Source organism: Mesorhizobium sp. B4-1-4, from assembly GCF_006439395.2.
Lineage (GTDB): Bacteria > Pseudomonadota > Alphaproteobacteria > Rhizobiales > Rhizobiaceae > Mesorhizobium.
Window position 1 is genome coordinate 5913458 of record NZ_CP083950.1, and the last position, 16699, is coordinate 5930156.

Below are 16699 nucleotides of genomic sequence, written 5' to 3' on the forward strand. Positions count from 1 at the left end.
GATTTGACCTTCGGATTGTGATGAAGTCAGACGCCTACGCGCTGCTTCCTGCGAGCTTGAGCCTGTTCCATATGCGCTTCCTGCACCTGCGGCCTGGCGCTAACCTCGGGCACACCCACATCCCACCAGGCATCACCAGGCGTCCAGGTGAAACCATCGGACACCAGCGTGATGACCGTTGTCCGGTCCGTTCCGAGGGCCCAATCGACGGCTTGCGCGAGGTCCGCCAGACTGTCGACGCGCCGAGTGAGCGCGCCCATCGATTCGGCGTGCTTCACAAAATCGACGCTGAACGGCTCCTTCACGCGGCAATCCTTGATCAGGTTGTTGAAGGAGGCAGCGCCCTTGGCATTCTGGAGACGATTGATGACGGCGTAGCCGCCGTTATCGCAGACGATCACCACCATCTTATGGCCCGACAGGACCGTGGAATAAATGTCCGAGTTCATCATCATGTAGGTGCCATCGCCGATCATCACGATCGGCGTTCTCGTCGGGTCGGCCATGGCGGCACCCCAGCCGGCGGCAATCTCGTAGCCCATGCATGAGAAGCCGAATTCGCAGTCGAACGTATTGGGAGCCTTGACGCGCCAGTTCTTCATGACCTCACCCGGCAGTCCGCCCGCAGCCGTGATGACCAGGTCACGCTCGCCTGCGCGCGCATTCACGATGCCGATGACTTGGGCGTAGGTGGGAACGGGCTGATTGGTCGGCTGCTGGTACCCATCCAGCGCTTTGTTCCACTTGGCGAACTCGACACGGCCCTTCTCGGTCCATTCCCTTGGCGCCTGCCACTCCTCCAGCGCCGCTCCCATCTCGTTGAGCGAGGCCAGGGCGTCGCCCACCACCGCCAGAGCTCGATGCTTGGTCGCGTCCCAACGGGCCGCGTTGATGGAAATGAACTTGGCGTCCTGCGCGAAAGCGCTCCAGGAGCCGGTGGTGAAATCCATCAAGCGCGTGCCGACGGCAACGATCACATCCGCTGACGCGGCAAGCGCGTTGGCCGAAGTCGAGCCAACGATGCCGATCGGGCCGACATAGGCCGGATGATTGTGGCTGACCGTGCCTTTGCCGGCGATCGTCTCACACAACGGAATGCCGTGGATGAGGGCAAGGTCGGCCAACACCTGCTCGGCGCCTGAGTAGCGTGTGCCGCCACCAGAAATGATAAGCGGGCGCTTGGCAGCCTTCAGCAGCTTCACCGCTTCTGCAAGCCGGTCGGCATCAGGCCGTGGCCGCGGGATCGCGTGCACCGTCTCGGCGAAGAATTCCTCTGGGTAGTCCCAAGCCATCTCCTGGACATCCTGCGGCAGTGCGATGAATGCCGGGCCGCAATCAGCCGGATCGAGCATGGTGGCGACTGCCTGGGGGAGGGAGGAGATTATGCCTTCGGGATGAACGATGCGGTCCCAATAGCGGGTTACCGGCCTGAAGGCGTCATTGACGTTAATGGTCGGATTGCCGAAGTGCTCGACCTGCTGCATGACCGGGTCGGGGCGGCGATTGATGAAAGTATCGCCGGAGAGCAGCAGCACCGGCAGACGGTTCGAATGGGCCACCCCGGCGGCGGTGACCATGTTGAGGGCGCCGGGGCCGATCGAGGTTGCGGCCACCATAATCTGGCGGCGGCGCTTGGCTTTGGCGAAACCGATTGCCGCGAGTGCCATCGACTGCTCGTTTTGCCCGCGCCATGTTGGCAACCTATCCTGGACCGCTTCCAGCGCTTCCGACAGGCAGGTCACATTGCCGTGCCCGAAGATGGCGAAGACGCCCGGAAAAAGCAGTACCCGCTCTCCGTCGACGATCGTGAACTGATTGCAAAGATAGCGGACCAGGGCTTGCGCCATGGTCAGACGGACCACTGACATTTGACTCCTCCGGGCATCGCGGCAACATCATGCCGAATGATGAATTCAATTCCTATTGCGGAACTGACTTTTTTGCAAGTGGCATTGCAGCAGAATGCAACGACAAATCCGGATCACCGGTTTTCGAGCCGGAATTCTCCGCTGGTAAACCAAGTGCAAAGAAGCCATCATGCAACAAAAATTGCAAGGATGTTGGCCGTGGATGAGAAAGTGAAAGCCCCAAAGGACTACGAGGAACTCATCCGCGTGATCCACGATCGGTATGAGCAGATGAGCAAGTCATACCAGAAGATAGCCGTATATCTCACGCAGAACCCAAATGATGTTGCGGTGCGATCCGTGAACGCGATCGGGGAAAGCAGCGGTGTTCACGCATCGAGCTTCGTGCGCTTTGCCCAGGCACTAGGCTATGAGGGGTTCAAGGATCTTCAGACCCTTTTCCAGAAGCGATTGTCCACCGCGGCGCCCGGCTTTGAAGCGCGCGTCAAGGCGCTGGAGACGGAACTGGGGGCGCGAACTGACCGCAGCGAGTTCGGCCTGATGCACGATCTGGTCGTTCGTGATATCGCCTCGCTGCAGGAGATGCTCACAGCTATCCCGCCGGCAGATTTGGCCGAAGCCGTCAACCTGCTCGAGAAGGCCGACGTCATCTATCTGATCGGGCAATTGCGCTCGGCGCCAGTGGTCGAACTCCTGCGTTACATACTGACGATGCTGGGCAAGCGATGCACGTTGCTGGACCCTGGCGGCGGGCTCGCCACGCATATGGCTCGCGTGATCCGCCCACAGGATGTGCTTTTCGCGGTATCGTTCCGGTTCTATGCAAACGAGGTCGTGAATGTCGTGGAAGAGGTTGCCAGCAGGGGCGTCCCCATCGTGGCGATTTCGGACAGCACCTTGTCGCCGCTGACCAAGAGCGCACGCGTGCTTTTTGCGGTGCCCGAGCACGAATACACGTTCTCAAGATCGCTTGCGGCCCCGATGTGTCTTGCGCAGGCGCTAACAGTAGCGCTGGCAGCGCGCTTGCAGAACAATGGCGTTGACCCGCGCATCCCGACAGTCACAGGGCAATAGCTCTTCTGTGCCGCGGGCGGTGAGCACCATGCTGCGGGTGGCGATGAAGGGGGGAGCGGCGCAGTCTTGTGCTGCTCCGTATTGAAGCGAAAATCGAATGGTTGCGATCTGCCATGAAATGTCTATTGACAAACCAATAGATCTTGCAATGATTGTTGCAATACGGTTTTAGGGAGGATTGCGCCAGCCTGCGCAGGGCTCGCGATCCATCGGCCATGCCGAGGATCAGCGCAGCCGGAGGTTGCTCCGCAGGGAGCGGAACGCTCATCCCACCATGCCGGAATCTTGTGACCGTTGCGCTGCCGCGTGGCGTGTCTCGTACTGCATTTGGGGTGCTCAGATGTATAGCGACTACGGACTTTTCATTGATGGAGCCTGGCACTCAACGGGCGGAGGAGGCTTCACGCCGGTCCTCAGTCCGGTCACCGAACGGGCGCTTGGCGAGGTACCGAACGCGAGTGGGGAGGACACTCGCGCCGCGCTTGAGAGCGCTGATCGCGGATTTCGTTCCTGGAGAGCCAAGTCCGCCTTCGAGCGGGCCGACGCCCTGCATCGGATAGCCGACGAAATGCTGCGCCGCAAGGACGAAGGGGCACGGATGATCTCCAGCGAGACCGGCAAGCCGCTGGCGCAGTCGGAGCGGGAATGGGCTCTCGCGGTCGATCAATTCCGCTGGCATGCCGAGGAGGCGCGTCGCATCTACGGACGTGTCATCGAGAGCCGTGTCCCGGGCGGGCGTTTCGAGGTCCTGCATGAGCCTGTCGGCGTCGCCGCGGCCTTCACGGCCTGGAATTTCCCCGCAGCACTGGTGGCCCGCAAGGTCGCGCCAGCGCTGGCCGCCGGCTGTTCGATCGTGGTGCGTCCCTCGAGCCAGACCCCGGGCACGGCCATGGTCATGATTGACTGCATGCGAGCGGGCCTGTTGCCTGCGGGCGCGGTCAGCCTGCTGGTCGGCCCCACGGAAGCCACCTACACGCCGATCATGGCGTCGAAAGTAGTCCGGAAAGTGTCCCTGACCGGCTCAACGCGGGTCGGTCAGCAGATGATCCGCGATGCCGCCGATACGGTCAAGAAGGTCTCGATGGAACTGGGCGGCAACGCGCCGCTGATCGTCTTCGATGATGCCGATCTCGAGACCGCGCTCGGTGTGGCGGTGCCGACCAAATATGCCAACGCCGGCCAGGTCTGCGTTACGCCCGACCGCTTCTTCATCCATGAAAGCCTGCATGACAAATTCGTCGAGGGCTTCGTCTCCCGGGCGAAGTCGCTAAAGCTTGGCGATGGTCTCGACCCCTCGGTGCAGATGGGGCCGCTGATCAACGGCAAGCGGCTCTCAGACATCGAGGCCGTGGTCGCGGAGGCCGAACGGCAAGGAGCCACGGTCGCCGCCGGCGGCCGCCGTGCGGCGGCGTTCAATGCCGGGCATTTCTTCGAGCCCACGGTGCTGACCAATGTCAGCGACGACATGGCGGTCTTCGCCGAGGAGAATTTTGGGCCGGTGGCGGCGATCGGCTCGTTCTCCAGCGACGACGAGGCGCTGCAACGCGCCAACACCTCCGACATGGGGCTTTCGGCCTACGCGTTCACACAAAGCCCGAAGCGTGCACGCCGGGCGGTTGCCGAACTGAAGGCTGGAATGGTCGGCATCAACAGCTTCGCTCTTGCAGCCTCGGAGGCGCCGTTCGGCGGCACCAATTTTTCGGGTATGGGCAGGGAAGGGGGTATCGAGTCGATCAGGGACTACCTCGACACCAAGCTTGCCCAAGTCGTGTTCTAGGGCTGCCGCCATGATCCCCAACATCCTCAGGAAGCTCTGGGCCGATGGCCGTCCGACCATCAATGGCTGGCTCTCGATAGGCAATTCGTTCACCGCCGAGATCATGGCCGCGCAGGGCTATGACAGCATCGGCATCGACCTGCAGCACGGCGCGCTCGACTACAACGCCATGCTGCCCATGCTGCAGGCCATGCGCGCCTCGGGCGTCACCCCGCTGGTGCGTGTCCCCTGGCTCGAGCCGGGCATCATCATGAAGGCACTGGACGCCGGCGCCTACGGGATCATCTGCCCGATGATCAACACCGCGGAGGAAGCCGCAAGATTTGTCTCCTGTGTGCGCTATCCGCCGGTGGGTCAGCGCTCCTTCGGGCCAACCCGCGCCAATTTCGCGGTCGGCGCCAACTATGCGGCGGAAGCCAATGGCGAAATCCTCGCCTTCGCGATGGTCGAGACCGCCGACGCGATGGCTAATCTCGATGCGATCGCGGCCACGCCAGGGCTCGACGGCATCTATGTCGGGCCGGCCGACCTGACCTTCAGCCTGCACGGCGGTCGCCTGCCTCCGGCCTTCGACCGCGAAGAGCCGGAAATGATCGAGGCGTTGCAAACGATTGTGCGGGCATGCCGCAATCATGGCATTCGCGCCGCGCTGCATTGCGGCACTCCGGAATATGCCGGCCGCGCCGTGGGGTGGGGCTTCGACATGACCACCGTCTCCAACGACGTGCGCCTGCTCGCCGGCGCAGCTGACGCCGCCGTGAGGCGGTTCCGAGCGCTAACGGCAGCAGCGCCCGCCAAGAGTGCCGACGCCAGGGGAGGCTACTGATGCCGCACGTGCTTGTCGCAGGTAAACTGCATCCTAGCGGCGTCGCCCTCCTCGATCGGGCTCCGGGTGTAACTTACGACTATGTCGAGGAGGTTTCCGAACCAAGCTATGCCTCGCTGATCGGCAAGGCCGATGGGCTGGTCATTCGCACCCAGCCGCTGTCGGCTCCGACTATCGACAATGCACGCAACCTCCGCATCGTCTCGCGGCATGGGGTCGGCTACGACTCGGTCGACCTGCCGGCGCTCAACAAGCGTGGTATCGCGCTGGCCGTCGTCGGCGATGTCAATTCCGTCTCCGTGGCCGAGCACGCCATCATGCTGCTGCTGGCAGCCGCCAAGCGCACGCTGCGCGCCGATCGGGCCGTTCGCGAAAAAGGCTGGAACTGGCGCAACAAGCTCGAGGCGTCGGAACTAGCGGGCAAGCGGCTGCTCATCATGGGTTACGGCCGGATTGGCCGGCATCTGGCCCGTATGGCCGCTGGCTTTTCCATGGAGGTCGAAGCCTACGATCCTTTTCTTGAGAAGGTTGGCTGGCCGGATGGCCAGGTAAGGTCGGCCGGCGACCTCGACGCGGCGGTCGGTCGTGCCGACGCGATTTCCGTGCACGCGCCCAAGGGTGAGAGGCCGTTGATCGGCGCTCGTGAATTCGCGCTCATGAAACGCGGCGTCATACTGATCAACACCGCACGCGGCGGCGTGGTCGACGAGTCCGCCCTGATCGAGGCGCTGCGCGGTGGCGCGGTGGCGGCCGCGGGACTAGATGTTTTCGACTACGAGCCCCCTGACCCGGATAATCCGCTGCTGGCTATGAATCAGGTGATCCTGACGCCGCACATCGCCGGTCTCACCGCCGAATGCGGGGAACGCATGGCGGTGTCCTCGGTCAGGAACGTCCTCGATTTCTTCGAAGGCAAGATCGACCCTACGCTCGTCGTCAATGGATCAGAAATCAATGGGAAATGAGAAACCCAAGCTACGGGTCGGGCTGATCGGGACCGGCTTCATGGGCAAGACCCATTCGTTCGGGTTCGCCGCGGCGGAACGTGTTTTCGATCTGCCTTTCGAGCTCGAGCTTCATACCGTCGCGGACCGCACCGAAGAACTTGCCCGCGCAGCTGCGCGTGGGCTCGGCTTCAAGAACGCTACCGGCGATTGGCGCCGACTTGTCAGCGATCCGGATATCGATCTTGTCGACATCACCGCGCCAAACGCGTTCCACCACGAGATGGCGCTGGCCGCGATCGCCGCCGGCAAGCATGTCTATTGCGAGAAGCCGCTTGCACCGCGCGCAGCAGAGGCCGCCGAGATGGCAAACGCTGCCGTGTCTGCCGGCGTAAGCACACAGGTCGGGTTCAACTATCTATGCAATCCGATGATGGCGCTGGCCCGTGAACTCATCGCATCCGGCGAGCTTGGCGAAATCCGTAGCTATCGCGGGATTCACGCCGAAGACTACATGGGCGACGCGAACGGTCCCTTCACCTTCCGCCTCGACCCGGTGGGTGGCGGTGCGCTGGCCGATCTCGGCAGTCATGCCTTGGCGACCGCCGAGTTCCTGATCGGCCCTATCGAACGCGTTCTTGGCGACGAGGTCACCGTCATCAACAGTCGCCCGGACGCCAAGGGCGGCCGTACCGCCGTCGAGGTCGACGACATCGGCCGCGCATTCTTGCGCTTCGCCAACGGCGCCACGGGCAGCATCGAGGCGAGTTGGGTGGCGACCGGCCGCAAGATGCAGCATGACTTCGAGATCTACGGTTCCAAGGGCGCGTTGACGTTCAGCCAAGAGCGCTTCAACGAGCTTCATTTCTACGTCGCGGCGGATGCTGGCCGTGTCCGTGGTTTCCGTCGGATTGAAGCAGGGCCTGATCATCCGCCCTACGGACTGTTCTGCGTCGCCCCAGGCCATCAACTTGGCTTCAACGATCTCAAGGCGATCGAGATAGCGCTGTTTCTTGAGGCCATCGCGGGCCAGCGCTCCGAGCCGTTCGGCTTCAAGTCCGGGCAGCGCGTTCAGGAACTCGTTGAGGCCGTTCACACGTCGGCGGTTGAGACTCGCTGGGTCTCCACCCTAAAGCATGTCGCGTGAAAGAGGATTCACGCAACCTGCTTCAGGTCTTTGATTTAAAGCATGCCTCCCGAAACCGCTGCACACTTTCGGGAGGCATGCTTTAGCGAGCAACTAAACTCTTGGGTTATCCCGAAGGTAACGGCGCGCTATAAGCCGCGTTTGGACGACCGCCCCGGCACTATTGCAGGCTGACGCGCTAGCCAGCCGCCATCGACCGGCAAAATCGCGCCGTGCACGTATTCGGAGGCTGGCGAGGCCGTATGCACCCGCTTCGGGCAGGCGGAGAGCGACCCCGCGGCTCCCAGGCCGGAGAGTGTTCCGGCTACGACGCAGACCTTCCATCCACACGGTTCATTGCACGACCTCATATCCGGCGGCGGCCATGACCCTCATCAGTTCAGCATGTCCCTTGATCGCCATCGCTATTGGGGGAGAAACCTTTGGATCCTGCTCGGCTTCGACCACGAACCATCCTTCATAGCCATATCGCGCCAAGCGCTTAACGATCGCCCCGAAGTCGAGGTCGCCGTCGCCAGGCACCGTGAAGGCGCCTTTGACGACGGCGTCGAGGAAGCTTTCCCTGTCGCGATCAATCGCCTTAATCACGTCGAACCTGACATCCTTGGTGTGTACATGGGAGATGCGCGCGCTGTGCCTGTCGATGACGCCCAAGGCGTCGCCACCGGCGAAAGCCATGTGCCCAGCGTCAAACAACAGCGGCAGGGCCTCGCCTGAGTGCTTCATCAGGAGATCGACTTCCGCCTCGGACTCGATCGCGGCGGCCATGTGGTGGTGGTAGGCGATAGGCATTCCTTGTTCGGCGCACCATTCGGCAAAGTCGGTCATTTTCGCGCCGTATGTCCGAATGTCCTCCTCGCTCAGCTTTGGCTTGGTTGCCAACGGTTTGGCGCGGTCGCCCTGGATAGAGCGCGCCACCTCGCCATAGACGATGCAAGGAGCGTTCATAACCTTGAACAGCTCCATCTGCGGCGCGATCCGGTCTTTCTCGCGCTCAATATCGCCGTCGAGAAGTGCCCCGGAAAACCAGCCCCCGCATATCGAGATGCCAAACTTATCCAGGATCGGACCGAGCTCAGCGGGGTCGAGCGGGAACCGTCTGCCGGTCTCCATGCCAGTGAAGCCTGCCACAGAGGCTTGCCTCAGGCATTCATCGAGACTGACATCGTCGGATAATTCTTCCAGATCGTCGTTCCACCAGGCGATGGGCGCGATTCCGAGCCTTGCTTTCATCTACAACTCCCGAGCACGTTGGACGAGCATTCAGTGTTTGCCGAAATGAGCGAGAGGCCGGCTGTCCATTCTGGACTATCATGGCGCATCAAATACGTGCTGCTCCCCTGCAATCGCACAGGGCCTTGAGCATCGTATCAGCAGGTGAACGGGTCTTGCCCCCGTACGTCGCCAATTCTCCCTCCGGCGCTTTCTCCCGTTGGCAACGACAATTCCTATTGACAATTTGGCTGAAGCGCAACAAACATTGCAGGCTTTTGCAACGAAATTTGTTGCGATCGATTTCTGGGAGGAATTGTTGCAACGAATCGCTGTGCTCGGCTGTGGCCGAATTGGAGTGATGCATGCCGCAAACGTTGCGGCGCATTCAGGAGCAAGACTGGCCGGCGTCTACGATGTGAACCTAGACGCGGCCTCCGCCTGCGGCGCCAGGTACGGCGTGCCGGTATTTCAGTCTTCCGACGCCGTGTTTGCAGCGGACGACGTCGATGCCGTGCTGATCGCTACTTCTACCAGCACCCACTCAGATCTGATCGAAGCCGCGGTCAGGGCCGGAAAGCCAATCCTCTGCGAAAAGCCGATAGATCTGGATTTGAAGCGGGTCGAACTCTGCAAGCGCCGCATCGGCGCTAGCGATGTGCCGATCATGCTGGGCTTCGTGCGTCGCTTCGACCCCGGTCACCGGGCCGCGCGCGAGGCGATGCTGGCTGGCGAGATCGGCGACCTGCACCAGGTGATCATCACCTCGCGCGACCCCGGCATGGCATCTTCCGCTTACATCGAAGTCTCCGGCGGCATCTTCCGCGACATGACCATCCACGACTTCGACCTCGCCCGCTACCTCCTGGGCGAGGAGGTGGTTGCGGTCTCGGCCAGTGGATCGCGACTGGTGGATCCTCCGCTGATGGAACGCTGCAACGACTACGACACCATCGCGGCTGTCCTATCCACTGCTTCAGGCAAGCAGGCAATAATCACGAACTCGCGACAGGCAGCCTACGGATACGACCAGCGGGTCGAACTACTTGGCAACAAGGGCATGCTAATTTCGGAAAATCGTCGCAACAACCATGTCACCAAGCATGTCCGCGACGCGACGAACGTCTCCGCGCCGCTGCTGAATTTCTTCATCGAGCGCTATTCCGAAGCGTTCAATGCCGAGATCAGCGCCTTTGTAAATTCCATCGAGGCCAAAAAGCCTGTCGAGGTCGGGTTCGAGGATGGGAGGCTCGCGCTCGTCCTGGCCGAGGCCGCGGCAAAATCCGTGACCGAACACCGGGTCGTTGCGGTCAAAGAGATCGGCTGACGAGTACAGACGAACTGGCCGATCGGGTGATGCGGGGTCACGCGAGGTCTGGGCTGCGGCTCACCGCAGAAAAACGTTCGCGCCATCGAGAGCGCGAAAAGGTCTTCGCCCCCGATTACTAGGCGCCTGTGTGCCTGTCGGTTGCGCAGTTGGACGTCACAGGGGTCCACAACAGGAGTGATTAGGGATGTTTGTGATGAATGGATCCGATGAATTCCTTGGCGCGATACAGCTGGATGACTTTCGATCCCAGGTAGAGGTGGCCACAGCCGACTATCCTCGAGCGGCCGAAATCACATCCAACATCCCGATCTACGACGGCCGCGAGGTGGACGAGGGCATCAAGCGGGAATGGGCCAATGTAATTGGAAAGGGGCCTGGTGTTTTCGTCGTCCGCAGTGCGTTCAGGGACCTTTCCGCCGTCGATGCGGCGACCGAGATCTTTCGGGAGATTATCGCGGATGAACGAGCTGCCGGTATCTCGGGCGGCGACCACTTCGCGAAGGCCGGGGCCAACGACCGCATCTGGAACAGCCTGCAAAAGCTGTGCCTGCGCGCTCCTGAAGTCTACGTGCGATACATGGGCAACCCAATTGTCGATCTGGCTTGTCGCGCCTGGCTGGGTCCGGACTACCAGCTGGCAACGCAGGTTAATCAGGTGCGTCCGGGTGGCAAGGCGCAGGCCCCGCACCGTGACTATCATCTGGGCTTTATGACGCCTGACCAGATGGCACTTTACCCGCCGCACATTCACCTCATGGGCCCAACGCTGATCCTCCAAGGCGGGGTAGCTCATGTCGACATGCCTGCTGCGAGCGGCACCACGAAGCTGCTTCCTCACTCGCAAAAGTATCCTCAGGGCTATGTCGCTGCACAGCTTCCAGAATTCCGCGACTATTTCGAAGCGAACTGCGTCCAGCTCCCGATGGCCAAGGGCGATGCGATCTTCTTCAGCCCGGCGCTGTTCCACGCCGCGGGCGAGAACAAAACGACCGATTTCGTTCGAATGGTGAACCTGCTGCAGGTTGCCTCGGCGTTCGCCAAGCATATGGAGAACATCGACCGCCTAGCGATGGTGAAGGCTATTTTCCCATATCTTGGCAGTCTCTCGGCGCAGGAAAGGGCGGGGGTTATCGCGGCAACCGCGGATGCCTACCCTTTTCCCACCAATCTCGACACCACTCCCCCGGTCGGCGGCCTGGCGCCCGAAAGCCAGAAGGCGCTGCTCGCACGGGCCATCGCCGAGGGATGGGACTACCCGCGTTTTGAAGCTGCGGCTGACCAACAAGCGCAAAGACGCCGCGCCTGACCGGCATACCGCGCCTGCTTCCGGCGGTTGCAAACTGGAAGCGCCCCTAAGGGAGGATAGCAAAGTGAAGAAGATCCTGAAATCAATCATGCTTGGCGCGATGATCGCCACGTCGGCGATCTCAATGGCCTATGCGAAAGGCGAGAAAATCGTCTTCATCAGCTTCGCGCCCGACAGCGACACCTGGTGGAATGTGATCAAGAATGCGCTGAAGGAGACCGGCGACGAAATGGGGGTGCAGACCACGTACCAGAACCCTCCGACGGGTGACCTTGCGGATATGGTTCGCCTCATCCAACAGGCGACCGCCGCGCATGTCGACGGCATGATCGTTGCGTTGGCCGACTACCAGACGCTCAAGGCGCCGCTTGAGGCGGCGATCTCGGCCGGCATCCCAGTTGTCACCGCGAACTCCGGTACGCCCGAGCAGTCAAAGGAACTCGGCGCTCTGATGCATGTGGGGCAGGCGGAATACGATGCCGGGCATGCCGCCGGCGAGCGTGCGAAGGCAACCGGCGCCAAGACGTTCCTTTGCGTCAACCACTATATCCAGAACCCATCTTCAGTCGAGCGCTGCCAAGGGTTTGCCGATGGCATGGGCGTCGCGCTGGGTGATCAGATGATAGATTCGGGCATTGATCCCGGCGAGGTGAAGGGCAAGGTAATGGCATACCTGACCAAGCACGCGGACACCGGCGCAATTATCACCTTGGGTCCCAACTCGGCGGCTCCCACGGTCGAGGCGGTGAAGGAGATGGGCATCGCCGGCAAGATCAACTTCGGTACATTCGACCTGTCGCCCGAAATCACTGCCGGCATCAAAGACGGCACCATCAACTACGCCATCGACCAGCAGCCTTACCTCCAAGGAGCCGTTCCCGTCTTCGTCCTGACGAACTTCATCCGATACGGCATCTCGCCTGCCAACTCGGTGAAGTCGGGACCGTCCTTCGTGACCAAGGACAATGTGGAGAAGGTCGAGAAACTCGCCGGCGAATATCGCTGAGCACGGTCAGCGAGGGCGTGTGAGCGCCCTCGCTCTCCTTGGATCATCAAATGGGAAGGCAGACATGACCGACGAACGCATCAAGAATGTGTCGCCACTTCGTCAGGCTCTCATCCGGCCTGAACTTGGAGCGATGGTGGGGACAATCCTTGTCCTCGGTTTCTTTCTCGTCATTGCGGGCGGCAGCGGCATGTTCGCGCCGGAGGGTATCTTAAACTGGTCGATCGTTTCGGCGCAGTTCATGATCATTGCCGTTGGCGCCTGCATGCTCATGATCGCAGGCGAATTCGATCTTTCCGTCGGCTCGATGATCGGCTTCTCCGGAATGATACTGGCGCTGCTGATGACGGTCGGCGGCGTACCATGCTGGGCTGCGATTCTGATAACCTTCGCGTTGTCGATGGCGCTCGGCGCGGTGAATGGCTTGCTGGTCATCAGGACTGGGTTGCCCTCCTTCATTGTCACGCTGGCTTTTCTCTACATCCTGCGCGGAATGACGATCGCCACTACCGTTTTTTACACGCGCAAAACAACCATAGCGGGGCTTGAGCCCTACACGCAGAACGATTGGCTCGCCCCCCTTTTCAGCGGAAAGATCCTCTCGGGTTTTTTCGTCTGGCTCGGCCATGTGGGCTGGCTGAGAACCTTCACGGCCGGCAACAGGGCGGGCCAGCCCGTTGTCGATGGAATACCTATGTTAATCATTTGGGCGATCGCATTGGTTATCTTTGCGCAATGGTTGTTGACGCGAACGCGTTTTGGCAATTGGGTTTTCGCCGCGGGCGGCGACCAGCAGGCGGCACGCAACATGGGCGTGCCAGCCAATCGCGTTAAGCTGCTGATGTTCGTCTTCTCCGCTTTCTGCGCATGCCTTTTTGCCACGTCGCAGGTGCTTGAATTCAACTCCGCCTCAGCCGACCGCGGCCTCTTGAAGGAATTCGAGGCGATCATCTGCGTCGTTATCGGAGGTGCGTTGCTAACCGGTGGGTATGGCTCGATCATCGGCGCTGCTCTGGGCGCGATCATCTTTGGCGTGGTTCAGCAGGGGCTGTTCTTCGCCAACGCCGAGAGTTCTCTCTTCCGCGTGTTCCTGGGCGGCATACTGCTCGTGGCCGTGATCATGAACACCTACATCCGTCGTGCGATTACAGGAGAGCGATAATGACCGCCCCTATCGTCGAGATGATCGACATTAAGAAGCACTTCGGTTCCGTCATCGCGCTGAACGGCGTTTCCTTCGACGTCAGGCCAGGCGAATGCCATTGCCTTCTCGGCGACAACGGCGCCGGAAAATCGACTTTCATCAAGATCATGTCGGGCGTGTTCAAACCAAGCGGGGGTGAAATTCGCGTCGCCGGGCAGATGGTCGGTTTTGCCACGCCCCGTGACGCGATGGGCGCTGGCATCGCAACCGTCTACCAAGACTTGGCGATGATCCCGTTGATGAGCGTCACCCGCAATTTCTGGATGGGCCGCGAACCTCAACGAGGCATATGGCCATTTCGCAATATGGATTTCGAAAAGGCAAATACGGTCACCCTGCAGGAGATGCGTAAGATGGGCATCAACCTACGCGGTCCGGATCAGGCGGTCGGCACGTTGTCGGGCGGCGAGCGTCAGACTGTGGCAATCGCGCGTGCCGTCTATTTCGGAGCCAAGATCCTTATTCTGGACGAGCCGACATCGGCTCTTGGCGTCCGGCAGACGGCCAACGTGCTTTCCACCGTCGATCGGGTGCGCAAGCACGGCATCGGTGTTGTCTTCATTACACACAACGTTCGCCATGCCTTGGCCGTGGGTGACAGGTTTACCGTTTTGAATAGAGGACAGACCTTGGGAACGGCCGAGCGCGGAAAGGTCCGTGCGGAGGAACTCCAGGAGATGATGGCTGGCGGCGGGGAACTGGCGGCGCTCGAAGCCTCACTCGGCGGTACGATCTGACAGCGCAAACATTTCACTCGCAGCTTGGGTACCGCGTCTCGATCTCGCCAGCAGAGCGAAGGGACTAGCATGAGCTTCACCGACAAAAGTTGTCTGCGAACCCCGCCGCTTGCGCGGCGTCAGCGCCTTGGCTTTGTGGGAGGCGGTCGGGGTGGCCTTGTAGGAGATTGGCATTTCGCCGGAGCGCGTTTGTCAAACCACTGGGACGTCGTCGCCGGCGCCTTGTCTTCGCGACCCGACAACGCTGTGGCTTCCGCCCGCGACTGGATGATCCCACCGCAACGCTCCTATTCCGACTTTCGCCAAATGGCGCAAGTAGAAGCCGCGCGCGCCGACGGCATCGAGGCGGTTGCGATCTGCACGCCAAACTGGAACCACGCCGAGATCGCCGCGTGTTTCCTCAAGGCGGGAATCGACGTCATTCTCGACAAGCCGATGACGACAACGATGGCCGACGCCAAGATGCTTGTTGCGCTTCAGCGCCAGACAGGGGTGTCGCTCACGATGACCTATCCCTACGCGCACCACGCCATGGTTCGACAGGCGCGCGCGATCGTCGACAGTGGTCTTCTGGGGACCATCAATCAAGTCCACCTCGAATATCTGCAGGAGTGGAATTGCGGGGCCCAGCCGGTCGATACGGCTGTGTGGCGTCAGGATCCGTCGAAGGTCGGGCGGTCCTCGATTGTTGGCGATATCGGAACGCATGCCCATCACCTGCTCAAGACGATGACCGGCCTGGACGTTTCCGACGTGAGGGCTGACATGTTCGTTTGTGGTGGCAGGAAACCACAGCCCGACACGGCACACATCAACCTGCGACTGTCCAACAGCGCCCCGGGGTTGATGCACCTATCCAACGCTACGCCTGGGCAATATTGCGGCCTGCGCATTCGCGTCTGGGGCAGCGGGGGAGCTGTGGAATGGGATCAGGAGCGGCCCGAATACCTGAAGTTTACGCCTTTGGAGCAGCAGGAGCAGACCTTCGTTCGCGGCGTCGGCAATGGCGTTCTTGGCGAAGCCGAGCGGCTTGTTCATCTGCCCCGAGGCCATGGCGAGGCGCTGACCGACGCCTGGGCCAATCTCTACGCTGAAGCGGCTCTCGTGATCGCGGCGCGTCGCGCAGGACGTCAGGCCCCTGCAGGCGTGCGGCTTGCTGGAGCGGCAGAGGGATTGGCCGGTATGCGCTTCATAGACGGCTGCGCGGACAGCTATGAGGCCGGCGGCGCATGGATCAAGCTTCAACACGACGAGTGATCGACATGCAAAGCGCGATCCGTTTTGGGCTCAACCGGATGTGTCTGCCGCATAGACCGCTCTCTGAGTTCCTCGATCTGGCGGTCGAGGTCGGAGCGGAAGCCGTTGAACTTCGCAACGATCTGCCAGGGCTCGAGATCGCCGATGACCGCCCTCTTAGCGAGGTCAGGGATTTGGTGCAGCAGAGCGGTTTGGCGATTGCCTCCGTCAATTGTCTAGAGGATTTCAATGCGCTTGTTGACTTGAGCCATGCCGAGAAGTTGATCACTAGCACGGCTGAGTTGGGCGCGCCGTTCCTGGTGTTGTGCCCACTCTTTTTGGAAGGCCATGGCTGGAGCGAAGCGGAGGCGGCGCGCAATCTGAGGCGCGGCCTGAAATCCCTGGCCCCCATACTTTCCGACCATGACGTCGTTGGGCTGGTGGAGCCGCTCGGCATGCCGACCAGCACCCTCCATAGCCAAACTGCGGCCGTCGATGCAATCGAGGACGTGAACGGTTGGCAAAACTTTGCCATCCTGCACGACACATTCCAGTTCTGGCGCGCGGCGGACACGGTCATCCACTATGACCGCATCGGCTTGGTTCATGTTTCGGGTATCGCGCCCGGAACCAAGGACCATTCCGACCTGCGCGAGCCGGATCGTGGTTTCGTGTTTGCCGGCGACAGGGCGCGCAACCGCGCACAGATCCGGGACCTCCGAGATCACGGCTATGACGGCGTGGTATCGATGGAGCCCTTCGACCCATGCGTTCACGACGATCCCGCCATTGCTCGGCGCCTGAAGCAGAGCTTCGATTTCCTCAATTTGGAGGCCGGTGGTTCAAGGTCGGAATAACGCGATATCCAGAAGGGGAGCGAACGTGTTGCTAAATGGCAGCGCGCTTGCTGCCTTCCGAGGCTACCGACCAGGGCGGCATCGGAGCAGTGCCTGCGCGATGGCCGCTTGACCTGCCAGTACCTCATCGAGCAATAGCCACTAGGTCACAATCGACGAGTCCGTGCGATTGTGC

The 16699-nt window shown here is 61.2% G+C and carries 14 protein-coding genes; 12 read left to right on the top strand and 2 right to left on the bottom strand.

All coding sequences use genetic code 11. The features are described 5' to 3' along the window. Positions 1-26: 26 nt before the first annotated feature. Positions 27-1868 carry a 3D-(3,5/4)-trihydroxycyclohexane-1,2-dione acylhydrolase (decyclizing) gene (iolD, locus tag FJW03_RS28325; RefSeq protein WP_140765444.1) on the bottom strand — a complete coding sequence of 614 codons (1842 nt, stop codon included), beginning with the start codon at positions 1866-1868 and terminating at the stop codon, positions 27-29. A 198-nt stretch (positions 1869-2066) separates the two neighbouring features. Here iolD and FJW03_RS28330 point away from each other — a divergent pair, with 198 nt between their 5' ends. The 5 genes from FJW03_RS28330 to FJW03_RS28350 all read left to right on the top strand — a co-directional run bounded on the left by FJW03_RS28330 (position 2067) and on the right by FJW03_RS28350 (position 7636). After that, a complete protein-coding gene (locus tag FJW03_RS28330) occupies positions 2067-2942 on the top strand; it encodes a MurR/RpiR family transcriptional regulator (protein WP_226890483.1) in 876 nt (291 codons plus the stop codon). 340 nt (positions 2943-3282) lie between these two features. Beyond that, complete coding sequence (locus FJW03_RS28335; RefSeq protein ID WP_140765442.1) at positions 3283-4719, top strand: NAD-dependent succinate-semialdehyde dehydrogenase; 1437 nt, start codon at positions 3283-3285, stop codon at positions 4717-4719. 10 nt (positions 4720-4729) lie between these two features. Next, the gene (locus FJW03_RS28340; RefSeq protein WP_140765440.1) at positions 4730-5545 is read left to right on the top strand and encodes an HpcH/HpaI aldolase family protein; all 816 of its coding nucleotides are present in this window, start codon (positions 4730-4732) and stop codon (positions 5543-5545) included. Next, the gene (locus FJW03_RS28345; RefSeq protein ID WP_140765438.1) at positions 5545-6510 is read left to right on the top strand and encodes a hydroxyacid dehydrogenase; all 966 of its coding nucleotides are present in this window, start codon (positions 5545-5547) and stop codon (positions 6508-6510) included. The genes FJW03_RS28340 and FJW03_RS28345 overlap by 1 nt, the downstream gene beginning before the upstream one ends. Continuing rightward, a complete protein-coding gene (locus tag FJW03_RS28350; protein WP_140765436.1) occupies positions 6500-7636 on the top strand; it encodes a Gfo/Idh/MocA family protein in 1137 nt (378 codons plus the stop codon). The genes FJW03_RS28345 and FJW03_RS28350 overlap by 11 nt, the downstream gene beginning before the upstream one ends. A gap of 333 nt (positions 7637-7969) precedes the next feature. Here the strand turns inward: FJW03_RS28350 and iolE are convergent, their stop codons facing one another. Beyond that, the gene (gene iolE / locus FJW03_RS28355; protein ID WP_140765434.1) at positions 7970-8869 is read right to left on the bottom strand and encodes a myo-inosose-2 dehydratase; all 900 of its coding nucleotides are present in this window, start codon (positions 8867-8869) and stop codon (positions 7970-7972) included. A gap of 295 nt (positions 8870-9164) precedes the next feature. On the opposite strand from iolE, the gene iolG reads away from it, so the two are divergent. The 7 genes from iolG to FJW03_RS28390 all read left to right on the top strand — a co-directional run bounded on the left by iolG (position 9165) and on the right by FJW03_RS28390 (position 16524). Beyond that, a complete protein-coding gene (gene iolG / locus FJW03_RS28360; protein WP_210240605.1) occupies positions 9165-10175 on the top strand; it encodes an inositol 2-dehydrogenase in 1011 nt (336 codons plus the stop codon). A 187-nt stretch (positions 10176-10362) separates the two neighbouring features. Further along, positions 10363-11484, top strand: coding sequence for a phytanoyl-CoA dioxygenase family protein (locus FJW03_RS28365; RefSeq protein ID WP_140765432.1), 1122 nt, complete (start codon positions 10363-10365; stop codon positions 11482-11484). 64 nt (positions 11485-11548) lie between these two features. Next, a complete protein-coding gene (locus FJW03_RS28370; protein WP_140691491.1) occupies positions 11549-12490 on the top strand; it encodes a sugar ABC transporter substrate-binding protein in 942 nt (313 codons plus the stop codon). Between the two features lie 64 nt (positions 12491-12554). Further along, positions 12555-13652, top strand: coding sequence for an ABC transporter permease (locus FJW03_RS28375; protein ID WP_140691494.1), 1098 nt, complete (start codon positions 12555-12557; stop codon positions 13650-13652). After that, positions 13652-14431 (top strand): ATP-binding cassette domain-containing protein, encoded by a 780-nt coding sequence (locus tag FJW03_RS28380; RefSeq protein WP_140607649.1) that lies wholly within the window; start codon positions 13652-13654, stop codon positions 14429-14431. Before FJW03_RS28375 ends, FJW03_RS28380 begins: the two co-directional genes overlap by 1 nt. A 69-nt stretch (positions 14432-14500) precedes the next feature. After that, positions 14501-15688 (top strand): Gfo/Idh/MocA family protein, encoded by a 1188-nt coding sequence (locus FJW03_RS28385; protein ID WP_140765430.1) that lies wholly within the window; start codon positions 14501-14503, stop codon positions 15686-15688. Then, a complete protein-coding gene (locus FJW03_RS28390) occupies positions 15661-16524 on the top strand; it encodes a TIM barrel protein (protein ID WP_140765428.1) in 864 nt (287 codons plus the stop codon). The genes FJW03_RS28385 and FJW03_RS28390 overlap by 28 nt, the downstream gene beginning before the upstream one ends. Positions 16525-16699: the final 175 nt, after the last annotated feature.

What these genes read in the sequence shown, in the direction of transcription:
- iolD (WP_140765444.1), bottom strand. Translation starts at nt 1,868, where the DNA reads ATGTCAGTGGTCCGTCTGACCATGGCGCAAGCCCTGGTCCGCTATCTT.
- FJW03_RS28335 (WP_140765442.1), top strand. Translation starts at nt 3,283, where the DNA reads ATGTATAGCGACTACGGACTTTTCATTGATGGAGCCTGGCACTCAACG.
- FJW03_RS28340 (WP_140765440.1), top strand. Translation starts at nt 4,730, where the DNA reads ATGATCCCCAACATCCTCAGGAAGCTCTGGGCCGATGGCCGTCCGACC.
- FJW03_RS28345 (WP_140765438.1), top strand. Translation starts at nt 5,545, where the DNA reads ATGCCGCACGTGCTTGTCGCAGGTAAACTGCATCCTAGCGGCGTCGCC.
- FJW03_RS28350 (WP_140765436.1), top strand. Translation starts at nt 6,500, where the DNA reads ATGGGAAATGAGAAACCCAAGCTACGGGTCGGGCTGATCGGGACCGGC.
- iolE (WP_140765434.1), bottom strand. Translation starts at nt 8,869, where the DNA reads ATGAAAGCAAGGCTCGGAATCGCGCCCATCGCCTGGTGGAACGACGAT.
- FJW03_RS28365 (WP_140765432.1), top strand. Translation starts at nt 10,363, where the DNA reads ATGTTTGTGATGAATGGATCCGATGAATTCCTTGGCGCGATACAGCTG.
- FJW03_RS28375 (WP_140691494.1), top strand. Translation starts at nt 12,555, where the DNA reads ATGACCGACGAACGCATCAAGAATGTGTCGCCACTTCGTCAGGCTCTC.
- FJW03_RS28380 (WP_140607649.1), top strand. Translation starts at nt 13,652, where the DNA reads ATGACCGCCCCTATCGTCGAGATGATCGACATTAAGAAGCACTTCGGT.
- FJW03_RS28385 (WP_140765430.1), top strand. Translation starts at nt 14,501, where the DNA reads ATGAGCTTCACCGACAAAAGTTGTCTGCGAACCCCGCCGCTTGCGCGG.
- FJW03_RS28390 (WP_140765428.1), top strand. Translation starts at nt 15,661, where the DNA reads ATGGATCAAGCTTCAACACGACGAGTGATCGACATGCAAAGCGCGATC.